This is a genomic window from Caballeronia glebae, assembly GCF_001545035.1.
In the GTDB taxonomy this organism is placed as follows: domain Bacteria; phylum Pseudomonadota; class Gammaproteobacteria; order Burkholderiales; family Burkholderiaceae; genus Caballeronia; species Caballeronia glebae.
Window position 1 is genome coordinate 1 of sequence record NZ_FCOJ02000056.1, and the last position, 17989, is coordinate 17989.

17 protein-coding genes are annotated in these 17989 nt (G+C 62.3%); 5 read left to right on the plus strand and 12 right to left on the minus strand.

Annotated elements, in window-relative coordinates; all coding sequences use genetic code 11:
• Positions 1 to 207: 207 nt before the first annotated feature.
• The 11 genes from AWB82_RS28615 to AWB82_RS28665 form a co-directional block, all read right to left on the minus strand.
• Positions 208 to 1143, minus strand: coding sequence for an FkbM family methyltransferase (locus AWB82_RS28615; protein WP_086972694.1), 936 nt, complete (start codon positions 1141 to 1143; stop codon positions 208 to 210).
• A gap of 497 nt (positions 1144 to 1640) precedes the next feature.
• Positions 1641 to 2573: an amidohydrolase family protein gene (locus tag AWB82_RS28620; RefSeq protein ID WP_086972695.1), complete on the minus strand. Its 933-nt coding sequence runs from the start codon at positions 2571 to 2573 to the stop codon at positions 1641 to 1643.
• A 2-nt stretch (positions 2574 to 2575) separates the two neighbouring features.
• On the minus strand, positions 2576 to 3901 hold the full coding sequence (locus AWB82_RS28625) for an MFS transporter (protein ID WP_086972696.1): 1326 nt from the start codon (positions 3899 to 3901) through the stop codon (positions 2576 to 2578).
• A 25-nt stretch (positions 3902 to 3926) separates the two neighbouring features.
• Positions 3927 to 5156, minus strand: coding sequence for an MFS transporter (locus AWB82_RS28630; RefSeq protein WP_086972697.1), 1230 nt, complete (start codon positions 5154 to 5156; stop codon positions 3927 to 3929).
• Positions 5153 to 6433, minus strand: coding sequence for an MFS transporter (locus AWB82_RS28635; RefSeq protein ID WP_086972698.1), 1281 nt, complete (start codon positions 6431 to 6433; stop codon positions 5153 to 5155). Before AWB82_RS28635 ends, AWB82_RS28630 begins: the two co-directional genes overlap by 4 nt.
• A complete protein-coding gene (locus AWB82_RS28640; RefSeq protein WP_086972699.1) occupies positions 6433 to 7476 on the minus strand; it encodes an amidohydrolase family protein in 1044 nt (347 codons plus the stop codon). The genes AWB82_RS28635 and AWB82_RS28640 overlap by 1 nt, the downstream gene beginning before the upstream one ends.
• A gap of 12 nt (positions 7477 to 7488) precedes the next feature.
• Entirely contained in the window at positions 7489 to 8640 is a 1152-nt protein-coding gene (locus AWB82_RS28645) for a porin (protein WP_086972700.1), read from the minus strand.
• A gap of 47 nt (positions 8641 to 8687) precedes the next feature.
• A complete protein-coding gene (locus tag AWB82_RS28650) occupies positions 8688 to 10067 on the minus strand; it encodes an MFS transporter (protein WP_086972701.1) in 1380 nt (459 codons plus the stop codon).
• A gap of 71 nt (positions 10068 to 10138) precedes the next feature.
• On the minus strand, positions 10139 to 11065 hold the full coding sequence (locus AWB82_RS28655) for an SMP-30/gluconolactonase/LRE family protein (RefSeq protein WP_086972702.1): 927 nt from the start codon (positions 11063 to 11065) through the stop codon (positions 10139 to 10141).
• A 20-nt stretch (positions 11066 to 11085) separates the two neighbouring features.
• The gene (locus tag AWB82_RS28660; RefSeq protein WP_086972703.1) at positions 11086 to 12030 is read right to left on the minus strand and encodes an NAD(P)-dependent oxidoreductase; all 945 of its coding nucleotides are present in this window, start codon (positions 12028 to 12030) and stop codon (positions 11086 to 11088) included.
• Positions 12030 to 12722 (minus strand): RraA family protein, encoded by a 693-nt coding sequence (locus AWB82_RS28665; RefSeq protein WP_086972704.1) that lies wholly within the window; start codon positions 12720 to 12722, stop codon positions 12030 to 12032. The genes AWB82_RS28660 and AWB82_RS28665 overlap by 1 nt, the downstream gene beginning before the upstream one ends.
• Before the next feature lie 199 nt (positions 12723 to 12921).
• Between AWB82_RS28665 and AWB82_RS28670 the strand changes: the two genes are divergently transcribed.
• A complete protein-coding gene (locus AWB82_RS28670) occupies positions 12922 to 13635 on the plus strand; it encodes an IclR family transcriptional regulator (RefSeq protein ID WP_086972736.1) in 714 nt (237 codons plus the stop codon).
• A gap of 85 nt (positions 13636 to 13720) precedes the next feature.
• On the opposite strand, the gene AWB82_RS28675 is transcribed toward AWB82_RS28670, so the two are convergent.
• On the minus strand, positions 13721 to 14599 hold the full coding sequence (locus AWB82_RS28675) for a LysR family transcriptional regulator (RefSeq protein WP_086972705.1): 879 nt from the start codon (positions 14597 to 14599) through the stop codon (positions 13721 to 13723).
• A gap of 204 nt (positions 14600 to 14803) precedes the next feature.
• Between AWB82_RS28675 and AWB82_RS28680 the strand changes: the two genes are divergently transcribed.
• The 4 genes from AWB82_RS28680 to AWB82_RS28695 all read left to right on the plus strand — a co-directional run bounded on the left by AWB82_RS28680 (position 14804) and on the right by AWB82_RS28695 (position 17943).
• Positions 14804 to 15550 carry an SDR family NAD(P)-dependent oxidoreductase gene (locus AWB82_RS28680; RefSeq protein WP_086972706.1) on the plus strand — a complete coding sequence of 249 codons (747 nt, stop codon included), beginning with the start codon at positions 14804 to 14806 and terminating at the stop codon, positions 15548 to 15550.
• 76 nt (positions 15551 to 15626) lie between these two features.
• Entirely contained in the window at positions 15627 to 16775 is a 1149-nt protein-coding gene (locus AWB82_RS28685; protein ID WP_086972707.1) for an alkene reductase, read from the plus strand.
• Positions 16776 to 16791: 16 nt separating this feature from the next.
• Positions 16792 to 17190 carry a DUF427 domain-containing protein gene (locus AWB82_RS28690; protein WP_086972708.1) on the plus strand — a complete coding sequence of 133 codons (399 nt, stop codon included), beginning with the start codon at positions 16792 to 16794 and terminating at the stop codon, positions 17188 to 17190.
• Positions 17191 to 17199: 9 nt separating this feature from the next.
• Positions 17200 to 17943: an SDR family NAD(P)-dependent oxidoreductase gene (locus tag AWB82_RS28695; RefSeq protein WP_086972709.1), complete on the plus strand. Its 744-nt coding sequence runs from the start codon at positions 17200 to 17202 to the stop codon at positions 17941 to 17943.
• Positions 17944 to 17989: the final 46 nt, after the last annotated feature.

The following is a 17989-nucleotide window of genomic DNA, read 5'->3' on the forward strand; positions in this document are numbered from 1 at the left end:
GCAACACTCGCTTCGGCAGCTCAACCTCATGGCTCTAAACATTAAAACCGCTGTTGCACTTCAACCTTGAAACCGCCCAGCTGAAAAACTATATGAGGCAGTCAGTCGGTCGGAAGGAAAACTTCTTGAACCTTGGCCGCAATGCGCATCATGTCGGCGCAATATCGGCGCTACGGCTAGCGCCGCAGCCGGATCTATCTGGCCAGCCTAATCCCAGGAACGCGTCTCGAATCTCGGCAAGTCAGCCTGATAAAACGATTCGAGAAACGGCTTCTGCTTGTGACAAAGAAGATCGAAGTAGAAACCCTTCTGCATTGCGCAGTAGTTCGCCATATACGAGAGTTGCTCAATATCGGTGAGCGTGAGCGGCATTCCTACATGGTCGTAGACAATCACGTGCCGATACTCGGCTTCGCGAAGCAAGGCGACGATATCTTCCACGCGGGCCTTGCCATAAGTTTTCAGATGCCACGGCGAGAACTCAATGAACAAGGCGGCATTTTGCTCCGCAAGTGTGCGCGTCATTCCTTTCAGGACTTCCAGTTCAAAACCGTCGGTATCGATTTTGACGATGTCGACGCGGCGTCCGTCGATGATGTCATCGGTTGCCATAACTTGCGTCTTGTTTCCCTGGCCAATCTCATAAGACGTGGTGCCGAAGGAATTCCGCTGTGCCGAGGTCGATAGCAACGTTGTTTCCGCTCCAGCAAGCACGAGATGACATGAGGCATTCACGTTGCGCAGGTTCATCTGCAACACGGGGAAATAAGTCTCATCGGCTTCGATACAGATGAACGAGACCTTGTCGCCGCCGGCTGCGTGAACGAGCTTCGCCGTGTCCCCGATATTCGCGCCGATATCGACAAAGACAATGTCGCCCTTCGCGATCAGATACTTCACGAGCGACGGAAGCAAGCTGTCGTAGTAAGGATGCACCAATGCGTATTTCGGCAGCATGTGCGAAAGCGGCAGCATCATATCGGTCGAGCGAACCGTCCTTTTGACGAGCGGGTCGCGGAAAGGAAGTATGACGTTCTTGACAAGCTTGCTGAGACCGTACCGGAGCATTCGATTCGTGTATGTGTTCGAGCGGTAGGCGGTTTGCTCCAGGTCGCAGATGGCCGACATCATATTGGTCCGCATGGTCGTCTCCAAATGGCGGATGCCGTGCCTCTCAGTGCGTCGAACCCGCACGGATGCCGCACGTCGTACATTAGTGCGATCGCTATTCGCGGCGGGCTGCTGGCGTAAAACGGCAGGGGCTTGTCCGATATCTAACGGGCGACCGCTTCGAGTAAACACGCTCTGAATTTCTTTAGCAGGCCGTTGAAGTATCTCTTCGTGAACGCGCTTTTTTTCGAAAAGAGCCAGCGTGCCGAAGTATTTTCAACGCCGAAGCGCATCGCGCTACACCGCGTCAAACCCCCTCACGCCTTCCCTGCCCTGTCATCCCGCACCGTTCAGCGGCCGATTTCGCCATTTTCGGGTAAACGATGATGGCATTCCGTAGTATGAAATACCCAAATACACCCATTCCCAACGTTCGCGCCGCCCAGCCGCCATAGTCGTAAGAGATATTTAGCAGCCCAGCAAGCTTGCGGCGACTCGGGCTTCACGTCCTCACGAGCCGCCGTCGGCTTTTAGTCAAACCCATAGAGCTTCGTTGGGTTGTCGACGAAAATCATCTGCTGCCAGCCCGATCTGCCAATCCACCCCGCGATGGTATCGAGAAGACCTGCATCATCTGGCTTGACGCCCTTCTCTGTAGGATGCGGCCAATCGGTGCCCCAAAGCATGCGCTCTGGAGCCATGTCGATTAGCGTCTTCGCGACGGGCGCAACGTCCGCGTAAGCGGGCGCGCCGGTCTTCGTATCGACGTAAGGCCCCGACAAGGTAATGAACGTATTGCCCTTGTCGACGAGACGCTGCGCCGTCCGGAGCGCCTCCGACGAGAGACCGCCGGGCTCCGGAATATGCGCGATGTGGTCGATCACCAGCGGACAAGGAAGCGCTGAGAGACGTCCCTCCAACTCTGGCAGCCGGACGCCTTGCACCACGAGTTCGATATGCCACTTCATGGCGGCGATTCGGGCTGCAAGCGGCGCCAGCATCTCCACCGTCGTTGCGCCGGGATAACTGAGATTGAACCGTATAGCTCGAATGCCGCCCGCGTGAAGTTCGTGCAGCTCCTTGTCGCTTACCGAAGTATCGACGACCGCCACGCCGCGCGCGTTGCTGCCGAATCGCTTCAACGCATCGAGCGTGCAGCGATTATCGGTTCCATAGGTCGACGGCGTCACAACGACATTCCGGTCCACTCCAAGCCGTGCCTGCAGCAGCCGGTACTGTTCCACCGTTGCATTGGGCGGCCGCAGCGTCGTGCCGGGAGCAACAGGAAAGCGGGCATCGTACACATGCATATGGCAATCGACGGCTCCGGCAGGCAATCGGAGCGAGGGCTGCTCCGACCCGCTGGACCACGCTTCGGGCGTCTCGGCATGTGCCGGCAAGGTCGATGCCGCCATCAGCGCCCCACCCATCTTGAGGAACCCGCGTCTGGTCGCTTTTTGCATGGTCAGACGGTCTCCGTCTTGCGTGCCAGATGTTTCGTCTGTCCGTTGCGCGTCAGCATCAAAAGCGTTGCGACGCTGATGAGCGTAAGGACCGCGAGCGGCAACAGCGCCAACGCGTAGCTGCCCGTCGCTTCCTTGACCCATCCATACACATTGACCATCAGTCCGCCGCCGAGAAGGTTCGCGATCGCGTTGATGGTCGCGAGGCCCGCCGCAACCGCGCTGTTCGACAACATGTCCGTGGCAAGCGCCCAGAACGGCCCTTTGAAGGAGTAAGCACCCACGAGCACGGCGCACAGCATCAAAATCGTCGGTACGAGCGAGCCGCTCAGCGACGTTGCAAACAATCCGCCGCCGATCAAAAGCATAGGCACGACGGTGTGCCAGCGACGTTCTCCCGAACGGTCGGAACGGCGTCCCCAGTAGACCATCAGGACCGATGCCACTGCGTAGGGAATCGAATTGATGAGACCCGTTTGCATGACCGACAGGCCGAACGATTTCAGCAACTGCGGCTGCCACACCGACAACGTACTGCCGGCAGCCGAAGCGCAGGTATCGACGAGCGCGAGGCACAAGACATAGCGATTGCGGAAGAGCTTGGTCAGCGGCATGTCGAGCACCTTCTTGGGTGCCTTCGTCTCGCTGGCGAGCGCATCGACGAGCCATTTTCGTTCGTCGTCCGTGAGCCATTTCGCATCCGCGGGTTTGTTCGTCAGGACAAACAGGCAGACGACGCCGAGCAGCACCGTGGGAATGCCTTCGAGGATGAAGAGCCAGTGCCAGCCGCGCAGGCCCCAGAACCCGTTCATCTGCAGCAACAACGCCGAAATGGGTGAGCCGATGAAGCTCGCGGCCGGGATCGCGACCATGAACGTGGCGACGATGCGCGCCCGATACGAAGCGGGAATCCAGTACGACAGATACAGCAACACGCCCGGAAAGAATCCGGCCTCGGCCGCGCCGAGCAGAAAGCGCAGGATGTAGAAGGTGGTCGCGTTCTGCACCAATGCAGTTGCCGCCGACACAATGCCCCACGAAATCATGATGCGCGCAATCCAGATTCGCGCGCCGTACTTTTGCAGCGCAATATTGCTCGGCACTTCGCAGAAGAAGTACGAGATGAAGAAGAGGCTGCTGCCGAATCCGAACACTCTCGCCGACATGCCGAGGTCGTGATTCATCTGCAGTGACGCCATGCCCACGTTACCGCGGTCGATGAACGCCAGCAGATAGCAGATCATCAGGAAGGGAATCAGCCGCCATACGACCTTCCGTATGGTGCGGCGCTCAATGTCCGATTTCGCCATGACACCGGTAGCTTGCATGTTTGTCTCCAATATATTTTGCGCTTTAGCGCTGTTCCTTGAATCGTTGCCATGCGGCGATGGAAACGACGCCCACCGCCAGCACCACGGCCATCGCCGCGAATGTGTGACGCACGCCCAGCGCCTCGGATACCGTCCCCACAAGCAGATAGCCGAACGGCATCGTCCCGTTGTAGGCCATGCCGTACATCCCCACGAGTCCGCCGCGCACGTGTTCCGGGCACTGTCGCTGGATCGTTGCGTTGGTCGAGGTAGCGGCGAACGTCAGGCTGAAGCCCAGGATGAAAAACGCCGGCATGGACGCGGCGGCGGCATCGGTCGTCGCGAGGACCATCAATGCAGCGATGGCGAACCACGGCGCCCATGCGATGAATCGCGCCGATGCGCGCGGACCAAGCGCCGACGACAACAGCACGGCCGAGCTCAGCGAGCCGGCGCCCGCGCATGCGAAGAACACGCCGGTGAAGCGCGCGGCGTCGTGGAACGCCTTGTCCGCGAGCAGCGGGACCAGCGTTTGATAGCTCGCCGCGAACAAACCGATGCACGCGAGAATCGGCAGATAGCGCGCTGAAAAAGGGTCCGACATGACATAGCCGACCGCATCGCGCAGGCTGCTATCCGCGCGGGACGGTCTGGCAGCACCGGACAGTCGAATCGAGCGCACGCAGGTCGCCATGAAGCAGAGCGCCAATGCGTAGATTACGAACGATGCTCGCGGTCCTAGCGTCGGATAGACGAAGCCCGCGATGGTGGGACCGACCATCCGCCCGACGTTGTAGACCATGGTGTTCATCGCCACGGCATTGGACGTGAGGCTCGCGTCTCGCAAGCTTGTCAGCAGCAGCACCTGGCGCGCGGGCACTTCCACGGCGCTCGAAACACCTATCGCCAGCGCATGCGCCAGGATCAGCTTGACGCCCAGCACGCCCAACGCCGATAAGGTAATCAGGCTGCCGGTCAGAACGAGCGACACCGTCAATACGCAAAGCGTGACGCGCCTCGCGTTCTCGGAGCGAATCCGCGAACCCGCAAGCGGCGCGACAACCAGTTGCGGCCCATACAGCAGGAAGTTCAGCAAAGCGAGAATCGCCGCCGAACCCGACAGGTGATACACGAGCAGATTCAACGTCACGTTCTGCGTCCAGCTGCCTAGAACCGAAGCGACCTGCCCACTGAGATAACGCCGCAGCGCCGGCTCGGTCAGCGCGGGAAAAAGCCGGCTCACAATGCCCGATGATCGCCCGGCCGTGTTCATGACAGCGCCTTGCCTCGCGTCTCCGGCGCGAAGAACACGACGATGGCCGCCGCGATGAACGCAACGATGGTCGTCGATAGTCCGAGAACGAAGCCGCCCGATGTCGACGCCAGCGCGCCGATGACCAATGGCGCGATGAATCCGCCGAGCCGGCCGCCGTTGTATGCGAGCCCCATGTAGAACCCTCTCGACGCGGTGTTCCCGATGATCTCCGCGAGAAACGGCCCGGCCCCCGCGAATATGCCGTTCACGCTGAAGCCGGTGAAGAAGATAGCCACCATCAGAACCAGTGCGCTCGACGACATGATGTAGCCGAACACCGCAGCCGCGCCGACGAGCAGATACGCCATGAACATGGGCCGTCGGCCAAGGCGGTCCACGAACGCCGAGAACAACAGAAAGCCGCTGATCGCGCCGAACTGCAACGAAAGAACGAACTTGAGGCTGTGCACGAAGTCGAGATGTTTCACCGCGACGAGAAACGTCGGCGTCCAGGTGAACACGCCCCAGTAGAGGTACTGGAGAAAGAAAATGAACGTGAACGCCGTCACGAGGCCGCGAACGTTGAGCTTTTCGTCGCTCGCTGCTTTCTGCATCGCTGGCTGGGCGTTCGCGCGTTTGCGCTCAAGCCAGATCGGCGACTCGGGCGTCTTGCGTGCGACAAAGAAGAGGATGAAGAACGGCAACGCGCCGATCAGAAACAGCACGCGCCAGCCGTTCCCACCGAGGCCATCGTTGACGCTCGTGACGATGCCCGAAACCGTGATGGCGAGGATCGCGCCAATCGGCAGGCCCATCTGCATGAGCGCGCCGCCCTTGCCCCGACGACGCGCGTGCCAGGTTTCGGCAATCAGCGCCGCGCCGGCGGTCCACGTTCCGCCCATCCCCAACGCGCCGAAGAATCGGATCGTCGCGAACCAGTGCTCGTTCGGTGCAAACGCCAGCAATCCCGAGAACAGCGAGTAGATGCCGATGCAAAGCATGGCCGTGCGCACGCGTCCGAGCCTGTCCGACACATAGCCGAACAGAATCCCGCCGACGATCTGCCCCGCCGCCGTTATGCTCGTGAACAGCCCGAGCTGCGCTTTCGACAGACCGAACTGGAGGGCGAGCGTCGGCAGAAGTAGCGACAGCAGGAACGAGTCGTAGCTCTCGAACGTCCATCCGAGTCCCGCGAGAGAGAGCGATCGCCACTCGACGCGGGTGATGTCCCTGTAGCGGTTTTCCTCGACCTTGTTATCGGGCCGAACCTGCGCGAGGCTCGCGCTTGTCTTCATCATTTGTCTCCGTGAAGTGACAGTCGATAAGTCGCCGCCGCGGTTTCGCTGAAGAGCGCGGCCTTCTCTGCGGGTGTCATCGCACTGGCCAGTCTTTTGAAGGCGTTCCACAGGACGCCGTAGCCGAACATGCCCTTGTCGACGGGAAAATTGCTCTCGAACATGCAGCGCTCGACACCGAACAAGTCGATGCACGTATCGAAGTACGGCTGCCACGCCGCGGCGAGATCGCTGGAAGACGGCGGCATATCGCGGCGCGCGAAATCGGAGCCGAACACGCTCATGCCTGCGCCGCCGAGTTTGATGCGCGTATTCGGCAGAGTCGCCAGACGCGCAAGCCCATGCTTCCAGTCGGTGAAAACCTGTTCACGCCTGCCTTCATGTGGCCCGACGCCGACCGGTCCGCCAAAGTGGTCGATGACGATGGTCACGTCCGATGCAGCGCGCGCAAGCTCGTACAACTCGCCCAGCTGCGTGTGATATACCCACGCGTCGAGCGATAAGCCAAAACGAGCCAGCGTTCTCACACCGCGCTGGAAAGCGTGATCGAGCATCAGTTCGCGCGGCGGCGTGACCGGGCTCGAACTCACCTCGGGACTCTCATGCCACGCCAGCGGGTTGCGAATGCCGCGCAAGCGCCCACCCGAGACGGCAAGCATCGTTTCAAGCACGTTCTCCAGGTCGTCGCCCAGCGTGAGATCCGCGCCGCCGACGATGACCTCGCAAGCGCGCGCGGGCCCATACCCTCCACTCGCGAACATCGCCGCGATGCCGCTCGCGAACTCGATCTCGCCGACGGGTTTCATCGACTCGGGACCGTCGTGGCGCAACATCGATCGACACTGCACGTAGACAGTCGATACGACTCGATGACCGCAGCGCAGATCCTGGCCGAACTCGTCGGTCAGATATCGCCCCGTCTGACGATCCCAAAGATGGTGATGCGCGTCGACGATGGGAAGCTCGGGTTCGAGGATCGGCTCCTCGCGCAAGGCAAGCCAGTCTTCGCGGACGGGCAAATGAGGGGCATGGACTATTTGCACGGCGGTTGCTCGTCAGAACTTCTGGCGAAGGCCGACGGTGACGCCAGTCTGGTTATGACCCGCTGCGACCGTACCGTAGCCGTTCACGCCGAGCGCCGAGTTGTCCTTGTTGTGCGCGTACGCAATGGTCGCGTACAGGTCCGTACGCTTCGACAGGAAGTAGTCGGCGTTAAGTACGGCGAGCCACGGATCCGCGCCTGTCGAATGGACGTCGTGGTAATAGCCGACTGCGGTCAACTGGAACGACGGCGTGATCAGATACTGCGCGCCGAGCCAGTAAAGGTTCGCGGCATTGGCTTCCGAACCGTTGGCGACCGCGATCGGATTCGCGGGCAAGAACGCATTCGACGCGCGCAGATAGCGGTAGCCAGCGTAAGCCGTCACGGACCCGAAGTTATAGTTCGCAGCGGCCAGTGCCCGGCGTTCGGTGCTCGTATTGGTCGTGAGCGTATTGCTGTTGCGTTGCTCGTAGACAGCAGTCGCGGCAACCGGGCCGCTCGCGTATGTCAGGGCGCCGCTAAAGAACCGGCCGGTGATGAGCGCGCCGGGTACTTCGGCACCGTATCCCGTGTCATAGCGCGTGCTGTACATCGCCTGAGCCGTCACTGGCCCGAACTTCCCCGTGTACTTGGCGGAATTGTCGATGCGCGCCGCCAGCGCGTAGTCGAGCGAGAGTGCGGAGTACCGCGAAGACACGCCCATCGGGTCGAACACGATCGACTGCTCGTAGATGAGTGCGTTCTGCCGGCCCAACGTCAGTTGCTGGCCCTTGTAGGAAAGCCCGACCCACGCCTGGCGGCCGAAAAGCCGGCTGGTCGTTGTCGGATTCGCACCGAGACCGCGCGTCGATTGCGCGGTCGTACCGTCGTTAATGTTGAAACCGTTCTCCAACTGGAAGATGGCCTTCATGCCGCCGCCCAGATCCTCGACGCCTTTCAGGCCCCAGCGCGAGCCGGACAGGTTGCCCGACACTTCCCTGACCTGCGATCCGCCCGTCGTCGTGTTGTTGAGGAATTCGACGCCGACATCGGCGATGCCGTAGAGCGTCACGCTGCTCTGCGCGTGAACCAGGCTGGATGCGAATCCCAGGCTTGCCGCTGCGACGGCGCCAAGCGCGAGAGTGTTGTTCCGGTTGGCTTTCTTGGGAGCCTTCATCAAAAACATGGTGTCTCCAAACAGTTGGTAATAGGTTTTGTTTTATGCGACGCGCGTTACTTCTGATTCCCCGCCGATGCTTCGCCCGCATTGGCGCCGGGATCGCCAAGCCACGCGATGGTCGCCGCGCCGACGAGCATCACTGCCGCGATGGCGAACAACGGAACGGTGAAACCACCTGACATCTGCTTGAGCGCACCGATCATCGACGGGCCGACGAAGCCGCCGAGATTGCCGACCGACACGATCAGCGCGAGACCTCCCGCCGCCGCGCGGCCCGTGAGAAAGCCCGACGGAATCGCCCAGTAGGTGGCTTGAAACGACAGGATTCCGCTCACCGTGAAGCACAGGCACAGCAGCTTGAGGACGGCGCCGTCCACATACGTGCTGAGGCAAAGGGCAGCTGCCGCAATGACCAGGGCGCCCGCGACATACGGAATGCGGTTGGCCGCGCGGGCCGCGATCTTTGCCCACAGCAGCATGACCACGGCGCCCGCGACGTACGGGATCGCCGTCAGCCAGCCGACGACGGCATGATCCACACCGAGCTGCTTGATGATCTGCGGCATCCACAGACCGACGCCGATCGACCCGACGATGCCGCAGAAGTTGATGAAGGCAAGCACGAACACGCGCCAGTTGGTCATCGCGTCGCGCAGCGTGTTGCCGTGCTTGTTGCCGATGTCGCGTTGTTCAGCCGCAAGCCTTCGCGCAAGCGCTGCTTTTTCGTCGTCGCTCAGCCACTTCGCTTTCTCGGGCCGGTCCGCCAGCACGAACAGGCACGCGATGCCGAGCAACACGGCGGGCAAGCCTTCGATCAGCAGCAGCCATTGCCAGCTACGCAGCCCATGCAGGCTGCCCACTTGGAGCAGCGCGCCGGAGATGGGCGAGCCGATGATGTTGGCCACCGGGATACCGACGAGAAAGGCTGCCGTCACTTTGGCGCGCCACTTTCCCGGGAACCAGTGCGTGAAATAAAGATAGATACCAGGCGTGAAACCGGCCTCGGCGAGTCCGAGAAGAAAGCGTGCCGCCGCGAAGCTTTTCGGACCGACGACGAACGCCGTCGCCATCGACAAAACGCCCCAGGAAATCATGATGCGAGCGATCCAGATGCGCGCACCGACCTTCTGCATGATGAGATTGCTGGGAATCTCGAACAGGAAATAGCCGATGAAGAACATGCCCGCGCCGAATCCGAACTGCTCGGCGGTCAGGCCGAGGTCCTTGTTCATGGTCAGCGCCGCGAACCCGACATTCGTTCTGTCGAGATAGCTGATGACGTAGCACACGAAGATGAACGGCAGTATTCGACGGAAGACTTTCGCCAGGGTGCGCTCGCTCGCGGCATACTCGTCGCCGCTAATGCTCTGGACCGGCTTCGTGTCGGCCTTCGGCGAAGTCTGTGCGCCGTTCACGGATTGCGAAATGTTCATGTGTGCTCCTCCATCGCGCTCTTACGGCGCGAGGTATTTCTGTCGTGGCTTGGATGAGTTGGGCGCGCGGACTAGGCTTGCTTCGCTCGCTTCGGCAGTGGACCGGCGACCTTCATGTCGGCGCGCAAGATCGTTCCGGAGACCGATTCGGTCATGAAAAGCGTCTTCATATCGGCGCTGCCGTAGCAGAGATTCGTGAGCGAAGCGCCCTCCGGGCTCGTCAAGATCTCGACCGGTTCGGCGCGATGATTCAAGACCCATACGCGGCCAAGCCCAGGATTGGCGACCAGGATGCGTCCGTCGAGATCGACGGTCAGTCCGTCCGGGCCGCTCGGTCCGTACGACGTGAAAAACTGGCCGACCTTGCTCACGGAACCATCGGCCTGAAGCGGAACGCGCCATACGCAATTGCCACGCGTCATGCCGACGAACAGCACTTTTTCATCGGGCGACAGCACCAGACCATTGGGACTCGGGCAGTTGCCGAGCAGCACGTCCAGCTTGCCGTCCGGCGAGAGCCGATAAACGCGGCCGGTCGGATCGTGTAGCCCCGTCTGCCCCTGATCGGTGAAGTAGAGATTTCCAGCAGAATCGAAGGTCAGGTCGTTCACGCCCCGGAAGCGTTCTGTATTGCGCCGCTCCAGGTAGGGACGAACCTCGCCGCGCGCAATGTCGAGCAGCATCAGTCCGTTGCGATAGTCCGTAATGAGCAGATGCGAATCGTCGAAACGCTTCATTCCGTTCGGCTCGCCGTGGTACTTCGCGACGAGTTCCCACTCGCCCGCCAGCGAAATCCTGAAGATGCGACCGTGCGGTATATCGGTCACGAACAGAAAGCCGGCCGGGTCCCAGACGGGTCCTTCGAGGAAGGAGTCCGTAGACAATCCGCCGCGGTTCGCGCGCGCCCATTCCGTCTGAACGTCCGGCTGACGGAATTTCTGCGGCATGCGCGTGAAGACTTCGGCCGTGCGGACTTCGGGCGATGTGAGATAGAACATGCTTGACCTCTCTGACCGGATCAGGCCGCGTTGCGCGCGTTTTCCGCGACCACGGCCAGGACATTCGCCGCCGCGCCCTTGCCCATGTTCACGTAGGCGGCATCGCTTACTCCGCCGATGTGCGGCGAAAGGATGACGTTGGGAACCGACTGGAACGAGTGCGTCGTCATCGGCTCGACAGCGAAGCTATCGAGGCCTGCCGCGCGCAATTGACCGCTCGCGAGCGCTTCGATCAACGCTTCTTCGTCGATGAGACCGCCGCGCGCCGTGTTGACCAGAATCGCCCCGCGCTTGAATCGGCCCAGCGTTTCACGGTTGAGCATCGCGCGGTTCTCCGCGTTGAGCGGGCAATGCAGGGAGACGATGTCCGACGTGGCATAAAGCGCGTCGAGCGTCACGAGCGTCACGCCCTCGGGCGCTTCCTTCGCAAACGGGTCGAACGCCTGAACCTGCATGCCGAAAGCAAGACCCGCCTTCGCGACGCGACGGCCGATCGCGCCGAGGCCGACGAGTCCGAGCGTGCGTCCTTCGAGTTCGAAGGACTTATGGGTCGACTTGTCCCAGTGACCCGCGCGCATCCGCACGTCGAGGTGAGGAACCGATTTCGCGCATGCCAGGATGAGCGCCCACGCGTGTTCCGCGACGGCCGCGGCGTTGGCTCCGGCAGCCGCGCGAACCGCTATGCCACGCGCGGCGGCGGCCTCCTGGTCGATCACGTCGATGCCGCTGCCGTGCTTGGAGATGACTTGCAGGTTCTCGGCCGCGTCCATGATTCGGGCATTCACCTTGCCGTACCGAACGATGATGGCAACCGGCTTGTGCTGTGCGCACAGCGCGACGACATCGTCTTCCGTCGGCTGCTTGCCGGCGAACACGAGTTCGAAGTCGTCGAGCATCTCCAGCGCTTGCGGAGCGAGGTCCGCTGCCGTCACCAGCAGCACGGGCCTGGCGGAAATCGCGGCCATTACAGCACCTCGCCTTCTACGAGCATGCCCGCCGCGCGAAGCTCCTTCTCAAGCCAGCCCGCACGCGTGTCGCCTTTGCGGATCGCCGCGATACGAGCGGTCTCGGCGTCGAGCTTCTTTTGCGCGAGTTCGACGATGCGCGCAACGTCATTCTTCGGAATCACGACGACGCCGTCCGCGTCGCCGACGATGAGATCGCCCGGATTGACGCTGGCGCCCGCCACCGAAATCGGAAAATTGACGCGGCCCGCGACGCTCTTCGTGGGACCGCAAGGATTGAGGCCGGCGGAGAAGACGGGGAAGTCGCCTTGCGCGAGTTCGTGCGAGTCGCGCACCGCGGCGTCGATGACGAAGCCCGCGATACCCGTGGCGTGAGCCTGAGTCGCCATGATCTCGCCGATCAGGGCGCAGCTGACGTCGCCTTTTCCGTCCACCACGATCACGTCGCCCGGCTTGGCGACAGCGAGCGCCGCATGAATGGCCAGGTTATCCCCCGGCCGCACTTCGACGGTGATGGCGGGTCCGGCGACCTTCATCGTCGGCGCGAGCGGTTTGACGCGGCCATTGAGCGTGCCGCGGCGGCCGGCGACATCGGCGAGGATGGCGGCCTGAAATTTGGCAGCCGCTTCGACGAGCGCGGGGCTCACACGCTCGACACTGCGATTGATGGAAGAGTTAGACGTCGTGCTCATTTAGCTATCACCTCGGGTGAATGTTGTATCAGGTACAACAGTGGTGTACATGGTGAAACTATAGTAAGCACGATGCTCACGTGAAACCATCGGCGTTAACCCTTTTACTGTACGAAACGATGGTGTACACAGTACAACGATGGGGACGTCGTTTTACTGTGTAAAATGCGTCCTGAGACGAAAATCGGAGATAACAAGCTTGGGAAACGAAGGCGTGGCAGCGGTCGAGAAGGCCCTTTCGCTACTCGATTGCTTCAAACCAGGGGTAGAGTCGCTTTCACTTGCCGCGCTCGCGCAAGCGTCCGGCATGCACAAGACGACCGTCTATCGGCTGATGAACTCGCTCGAACGAATGGGTTACGTCGTTCGGTCCGATGCAGGGTCTTACTCTCTAGGTCATCGGGTTTTATATCTTGGAAAGCTGTACGAGCAGTCTTTCCACCTTTCCGCGATTGTCGAGCCGATCCTGCATTCCCTTGCTGCATCGACAAGGGAGAGTGCTTCGTACTACGTCATCGACAAGATGCAGCGTCTCTGCCTTTTCCGCGCGGAGCCGTCGGAAGGTCTGAGAGAAACCAGACTTGCGGGAACATCCTTGCCCCTGGATGACACGGCCATCAGTCAGGTACTCAGATACTGGGGATTGGGCGAGCCGCTTTATGACAGCGCACCTTCTTTGCCTCTCTTCACCTCGGGAGCGCGAGATGAGCACACTGCCGCGTTCGCAACGCCGATTTTTGGTGCGTCTGACAAGTTTATGGCCGCCCTTACCCTCTCCGGACCAGCGTCGAGGCTCAACGCCGCCCATAAGACCGGCGAGTTGATCCCGCTGCAACTGAACGCGGCCGCTGATCTGTCGCGCAAGCTCGGAGCGAGCATCGCGTTCTGCGAGCACATGTACGCCGCCCGCTGAACGTAGGGAGCCATAGCGCGCATGTGCCAGCCCGCGCCATTGGCGCGGGCGTTTGTTCGTTATCTTCTTCCCTGGTGTTCTCCACTCAGGCGATCAGTTCATCCGCTCTCGACAGAAACAGCTTCAGCACAGGCGATGCATTCGACCGGCTGTAGCCGATCGCGAGATCGACCGTGGGCGCGTCGCCTTCCAGCGGCCGGCTCACCACCGACCACGGCAGCAGATTGTTCGCGTACTCCGGCATCAACGACAATCCGCGCGTCGACGCGACGAGCGACATCGCCATCGCCAGGTTGTCGACGCCATATTCAGGCTTCGGATCGAGCCCGTTCTCGCGCAAATATCGCTCGACCACATCGTGCAGCACGCGGGCCTTGTTCGACGCCATGACAAACGCCTCGCCTTCCAAATCCGATGGCGAGATCGCTTCTTTCGCCGTCAGCCGATGGTCGCTAGGCATCAGCACGATCAGTTTCTCGCGATGGACGACGCGGTAGTCGAGGTCCAGCCCCGGCTCGCAGCGCACGAAAGCAAGGTCGAGCTTGCCGCGCGCGACGGCATCGGCGAGATCGGGCGAGTAGCCGCTCGACACCGTCACGTCGATATTCGGCAGCTCTTCCCGCAAGACCTGCATCGCGCGCGGTAGCCATGTCATTTCCTGACCGGTCAGAAAGCCGAGCGCGAAGACCTGTTTGGCGGGATGCGCGGCGCGGCGCGCGGCTTCGACGGCGGCATCGACCTGGGCGAGCGCGAGCCGTGCATGGTCCAGAAAAGCCTTGCCGGATGCCGTCAGCTCGACGCCCCGCGCGCTGCGGCTGAAGAGTTCCGTGCGCACTTCGTCTTCCAGATCGCGAATCTGCCGGCTCAGCGACGGCTGCGACGTGTACAGCCGTTGCTCGGCGGCGACCGTGAGGCTGCCCGTTTCCGCTACCGCAACGAAATAGCGCAGGTGGCGCAGCTCCATGTCTTCTCCCGTTTCGTCTCGGTGGGTCGCCATGCTTTCGAGGCATGCCCGCAAGCCTACAAAGTCTTTTTTCTTTGTGCAAGCGAGCGCTAGATTACATCCCAGCAGACATCGAGCAGTGCGGACGCCGCAGCAGCAGCCTTGCAGCCATACCTGTCGGCTATCGCTGACCGGCGCCGCCGACCCACCAGACGGAGCTTCGCCATGAACGATCTTGCTGGAAAAACCGCGCTCGTGACGGGCGCGTCTCGCGGCATCGGCCGCGCCGTCGCGCTCGCACTCGGACGCGCGGGCGCGCAAGTGCTCGTGCACTACAGCAGCAACGAAACAGCGGCCGATTCGACCGTCGCGGCGATCGTCGCCGCCGGCGGGCACGCGCAGAAGATCGCCGCCAATCTGCGCACGGCCGACGGCCCGCACACGCTCGCGCGACGCGTGCGCGCCGTGGTCGGCGGACGGCTCGACGTGCTGGTGGCGAACGCGGGCATAGCGAAGGCCGCGAGCATCGAAGACACGAGCGTCGATGACTTCGACGATCTCTTCGCCGTCAACGTGCGCGCGCCGTTCTTCCTCGTCCAGCAACTTCTGCCGACGCTCTGCAAAGGCAGCAGCGTCGTGCTGCTGTCGTCGCTGGCGGCGCGCGCGTCGGTGGGCGAACTGGCCGCGTATGCCGCGACGAAAGGCGCTGTCGATACGCTCGTGCGGCACTTCGCGTCGGCGCTGGGAGAGCGCGGCGTGCGCGTGAACGCGGTCGCGCCCGGCGTCGTCGCGACCGACATGTCGAGTTTCGCGACCACCGACGAAGGCCGTGACTACACGCTCGGCTTGCAGGCGCTCAAGCGCGTCGCGCAACCCGACGATATCGCCGACGCGGTGACATTTCTTGCGTCGGACAGAGCCAACTGGATCACGGGCGACACGCTCCGCGTCGACGGCGGCTCGAAGCTCTGACGATCACGACGCAACCGCAACGCATTGCATCGCATCGCATCGCATCGCATCGCTATTAATCGATAAGGTATCCATAATGTCAGGCACGCACCTCAAACTATTCTCTTCGACCCGAATCGGCCCGCTGGAACTATCCCACCGCGTCGTGCACGCGCCGATGACGCGCCTGCGCTCCGACGCCGACGACAGCCCGAGCGCGATGATGGTCGAGTACTACCGCCAGCGCGCGTCCAAAGGCGGATTGCTGATTACCGAGAGCGCGCATCCTTCGCACGACAGCCGTGGCTATCTCGGCGCGCCCGGCATCTATACGGACGCGCACGTCGACGCATGGAAGCAAATCACCGACGCCGTTCATGCGAGAGGCGCGCGCATCTTCATGCAGATCGCGCACGACGGCCGCCAGTCGCACGTCGATTTGAGCCGGGGCAACGCGCCCATTGCGCCGTCCGTCGTGCCCTATGAAACCACCGTGTTCACACAGAACGGCTGGGTGCCGAACTCGCCACATCGCGCGCTGAAGACGGATGAAATTCCCGCCATCGTCGAGTCGTTCCGCCGCGCGGCGGAGCGCGCCAAAGCGGCCGGTTTCGACGGCGTCGAACTGCATAACGCGAACGGCTATCTGGCCGACACGTTCCTTCAGGACGGCACCAACCGGCGCACCGACGCGTATGGCGGCACGATCGAAAAACGCGCGCGCTTTTCGCTGGAACTCGTGGACGCGTTCGCGTCCGTGTGGGGCGCGGATCGCGTCGGCGTGCGCGTGTCGCCGAGCGGCCGCTGGGGGGCGATATCCGACAGCAATCCCGAAGCAACCTTCGGCTATTTCGCCGCGCGTCTGAACGGCTACGGCCTCGCGTATCTGCACGTGATCGAGCCGCGCGTGATGGGCACGGAAACGCTCGACGAGAAGCAGCCGCCAGTCGCGTCGTCGTTCCTGCGCACCGTATTCGACGGTCCGATTATCGCGGCGGGTGGCTTCGACCGCGCGGGCGCCGAGCAGATTCTGCAACGCGGCGATGCGGATCTCGTCGCCTTCGGCCGCTGGTTTTCGTCGAACCCGGATTTGCCCGAGCGCCTGCGCCGCGACCTGCCGCTTGCGCCGTACCAACGCGACGCGTTCTGGGGCGGCGACGAACGCGCGTACATCGACTTTCCCGCCTATGACGAGACGAGTAACAACACCGTTGCCCTCGAACCGTCCGCCGACGAAACCGCCTGATTCAAGGAGGGAACTCATGTCCACCAGCAATGTTCCGAACCCGGCGCGCAGCGTGAAAACGCCCGGCCCCGATCATCCGATCACGATCGAGCGCAATCCTTCGCGTGTCGTGGTCACGGTCGCGGGGCGCATCGTCGCCGATACGCGCGACGCGCTGATGTTGCGTGAAGCGCACTATCCGCCCGTCTTCTACATCCCGCGCAAGGATGTCGACATGGCGCTACTCGAACGCACCGACCATTCGACGTACTGCCCATACAAGGGCGACGCCGCGTACTTTTCGATTCCTTCGGGCGGCGAGCGCGCCGTCGATGCGATCTGGACTTACGAGTCCCCGTTTCCCGCTGTCGAGCCGATCCGCGACCACCTCGCGTTCTATGCCGACCGTGTCGATTCGATCGAACAACACCAGTAAGGAACCAGCATGAACGAACAGGCAGTCGTACTCGTGACGGGCGCATTGAGCGGCATCGGCCGCGCCGCCGCCCTCGCCTTTGCGCGCGCAAAGGCCCGCGTCGTGATCTCGGGCCGCCGCGCGGACGAAGGCGTGGCGCTCGCCCACACGCTTCGCTCGCTCGGCGCGCAAGCGGAGTTCATCGCCGCCGACGTGCGGATCGAAGATGACGTGCAGGCGCTGGTCGAGCGCACGATCGCGCGCTTTGGAAGGCTCGATATCGCCGTGAACGCGGCCGGGACGGAAGGCGAATCGGGCCCCGTCGTCGACCAGACCACCGCGCGTTACGCGGACGTTTTCGATGCGAACGTGCTGGGCACCCTGCTCGCGATGAAGCATCAATTGCGCGCGATGTCGGCACAACGCAGCGGCAGCATCGTCAATGTCTCGTCGACGATGGGCGCGCGCGGCGCGGCGGGTGCATCGCTCTATGTTGCCAGCAAGCATGCCGTCGAAGGGCTGACGAAGTCGGCGGCGCTCGAAGCGGCGGCCTTCGGCGTGCGCGTCAACGCGGTCGCGCCGGGCCCGGTGCAAACGCCGATGCTCGACCGTCTCACGCAGACGCCCGAACGCAAGGCGGCGTTCCTCGACACCGTACCGCTGAGACGCGCGGGCACGCCGGACGAAATCGCCGAAGCAATCGTGTACGTGGCGTCGGCCAGTTTCATGACGGGCGAAGTGCTGCGCATGAACGGCGGCCGCACGGCGTCGTGAGCCATGCTTGCCAGGTATGCCGCGCAGCCTACAAAGTCTTTTTCCT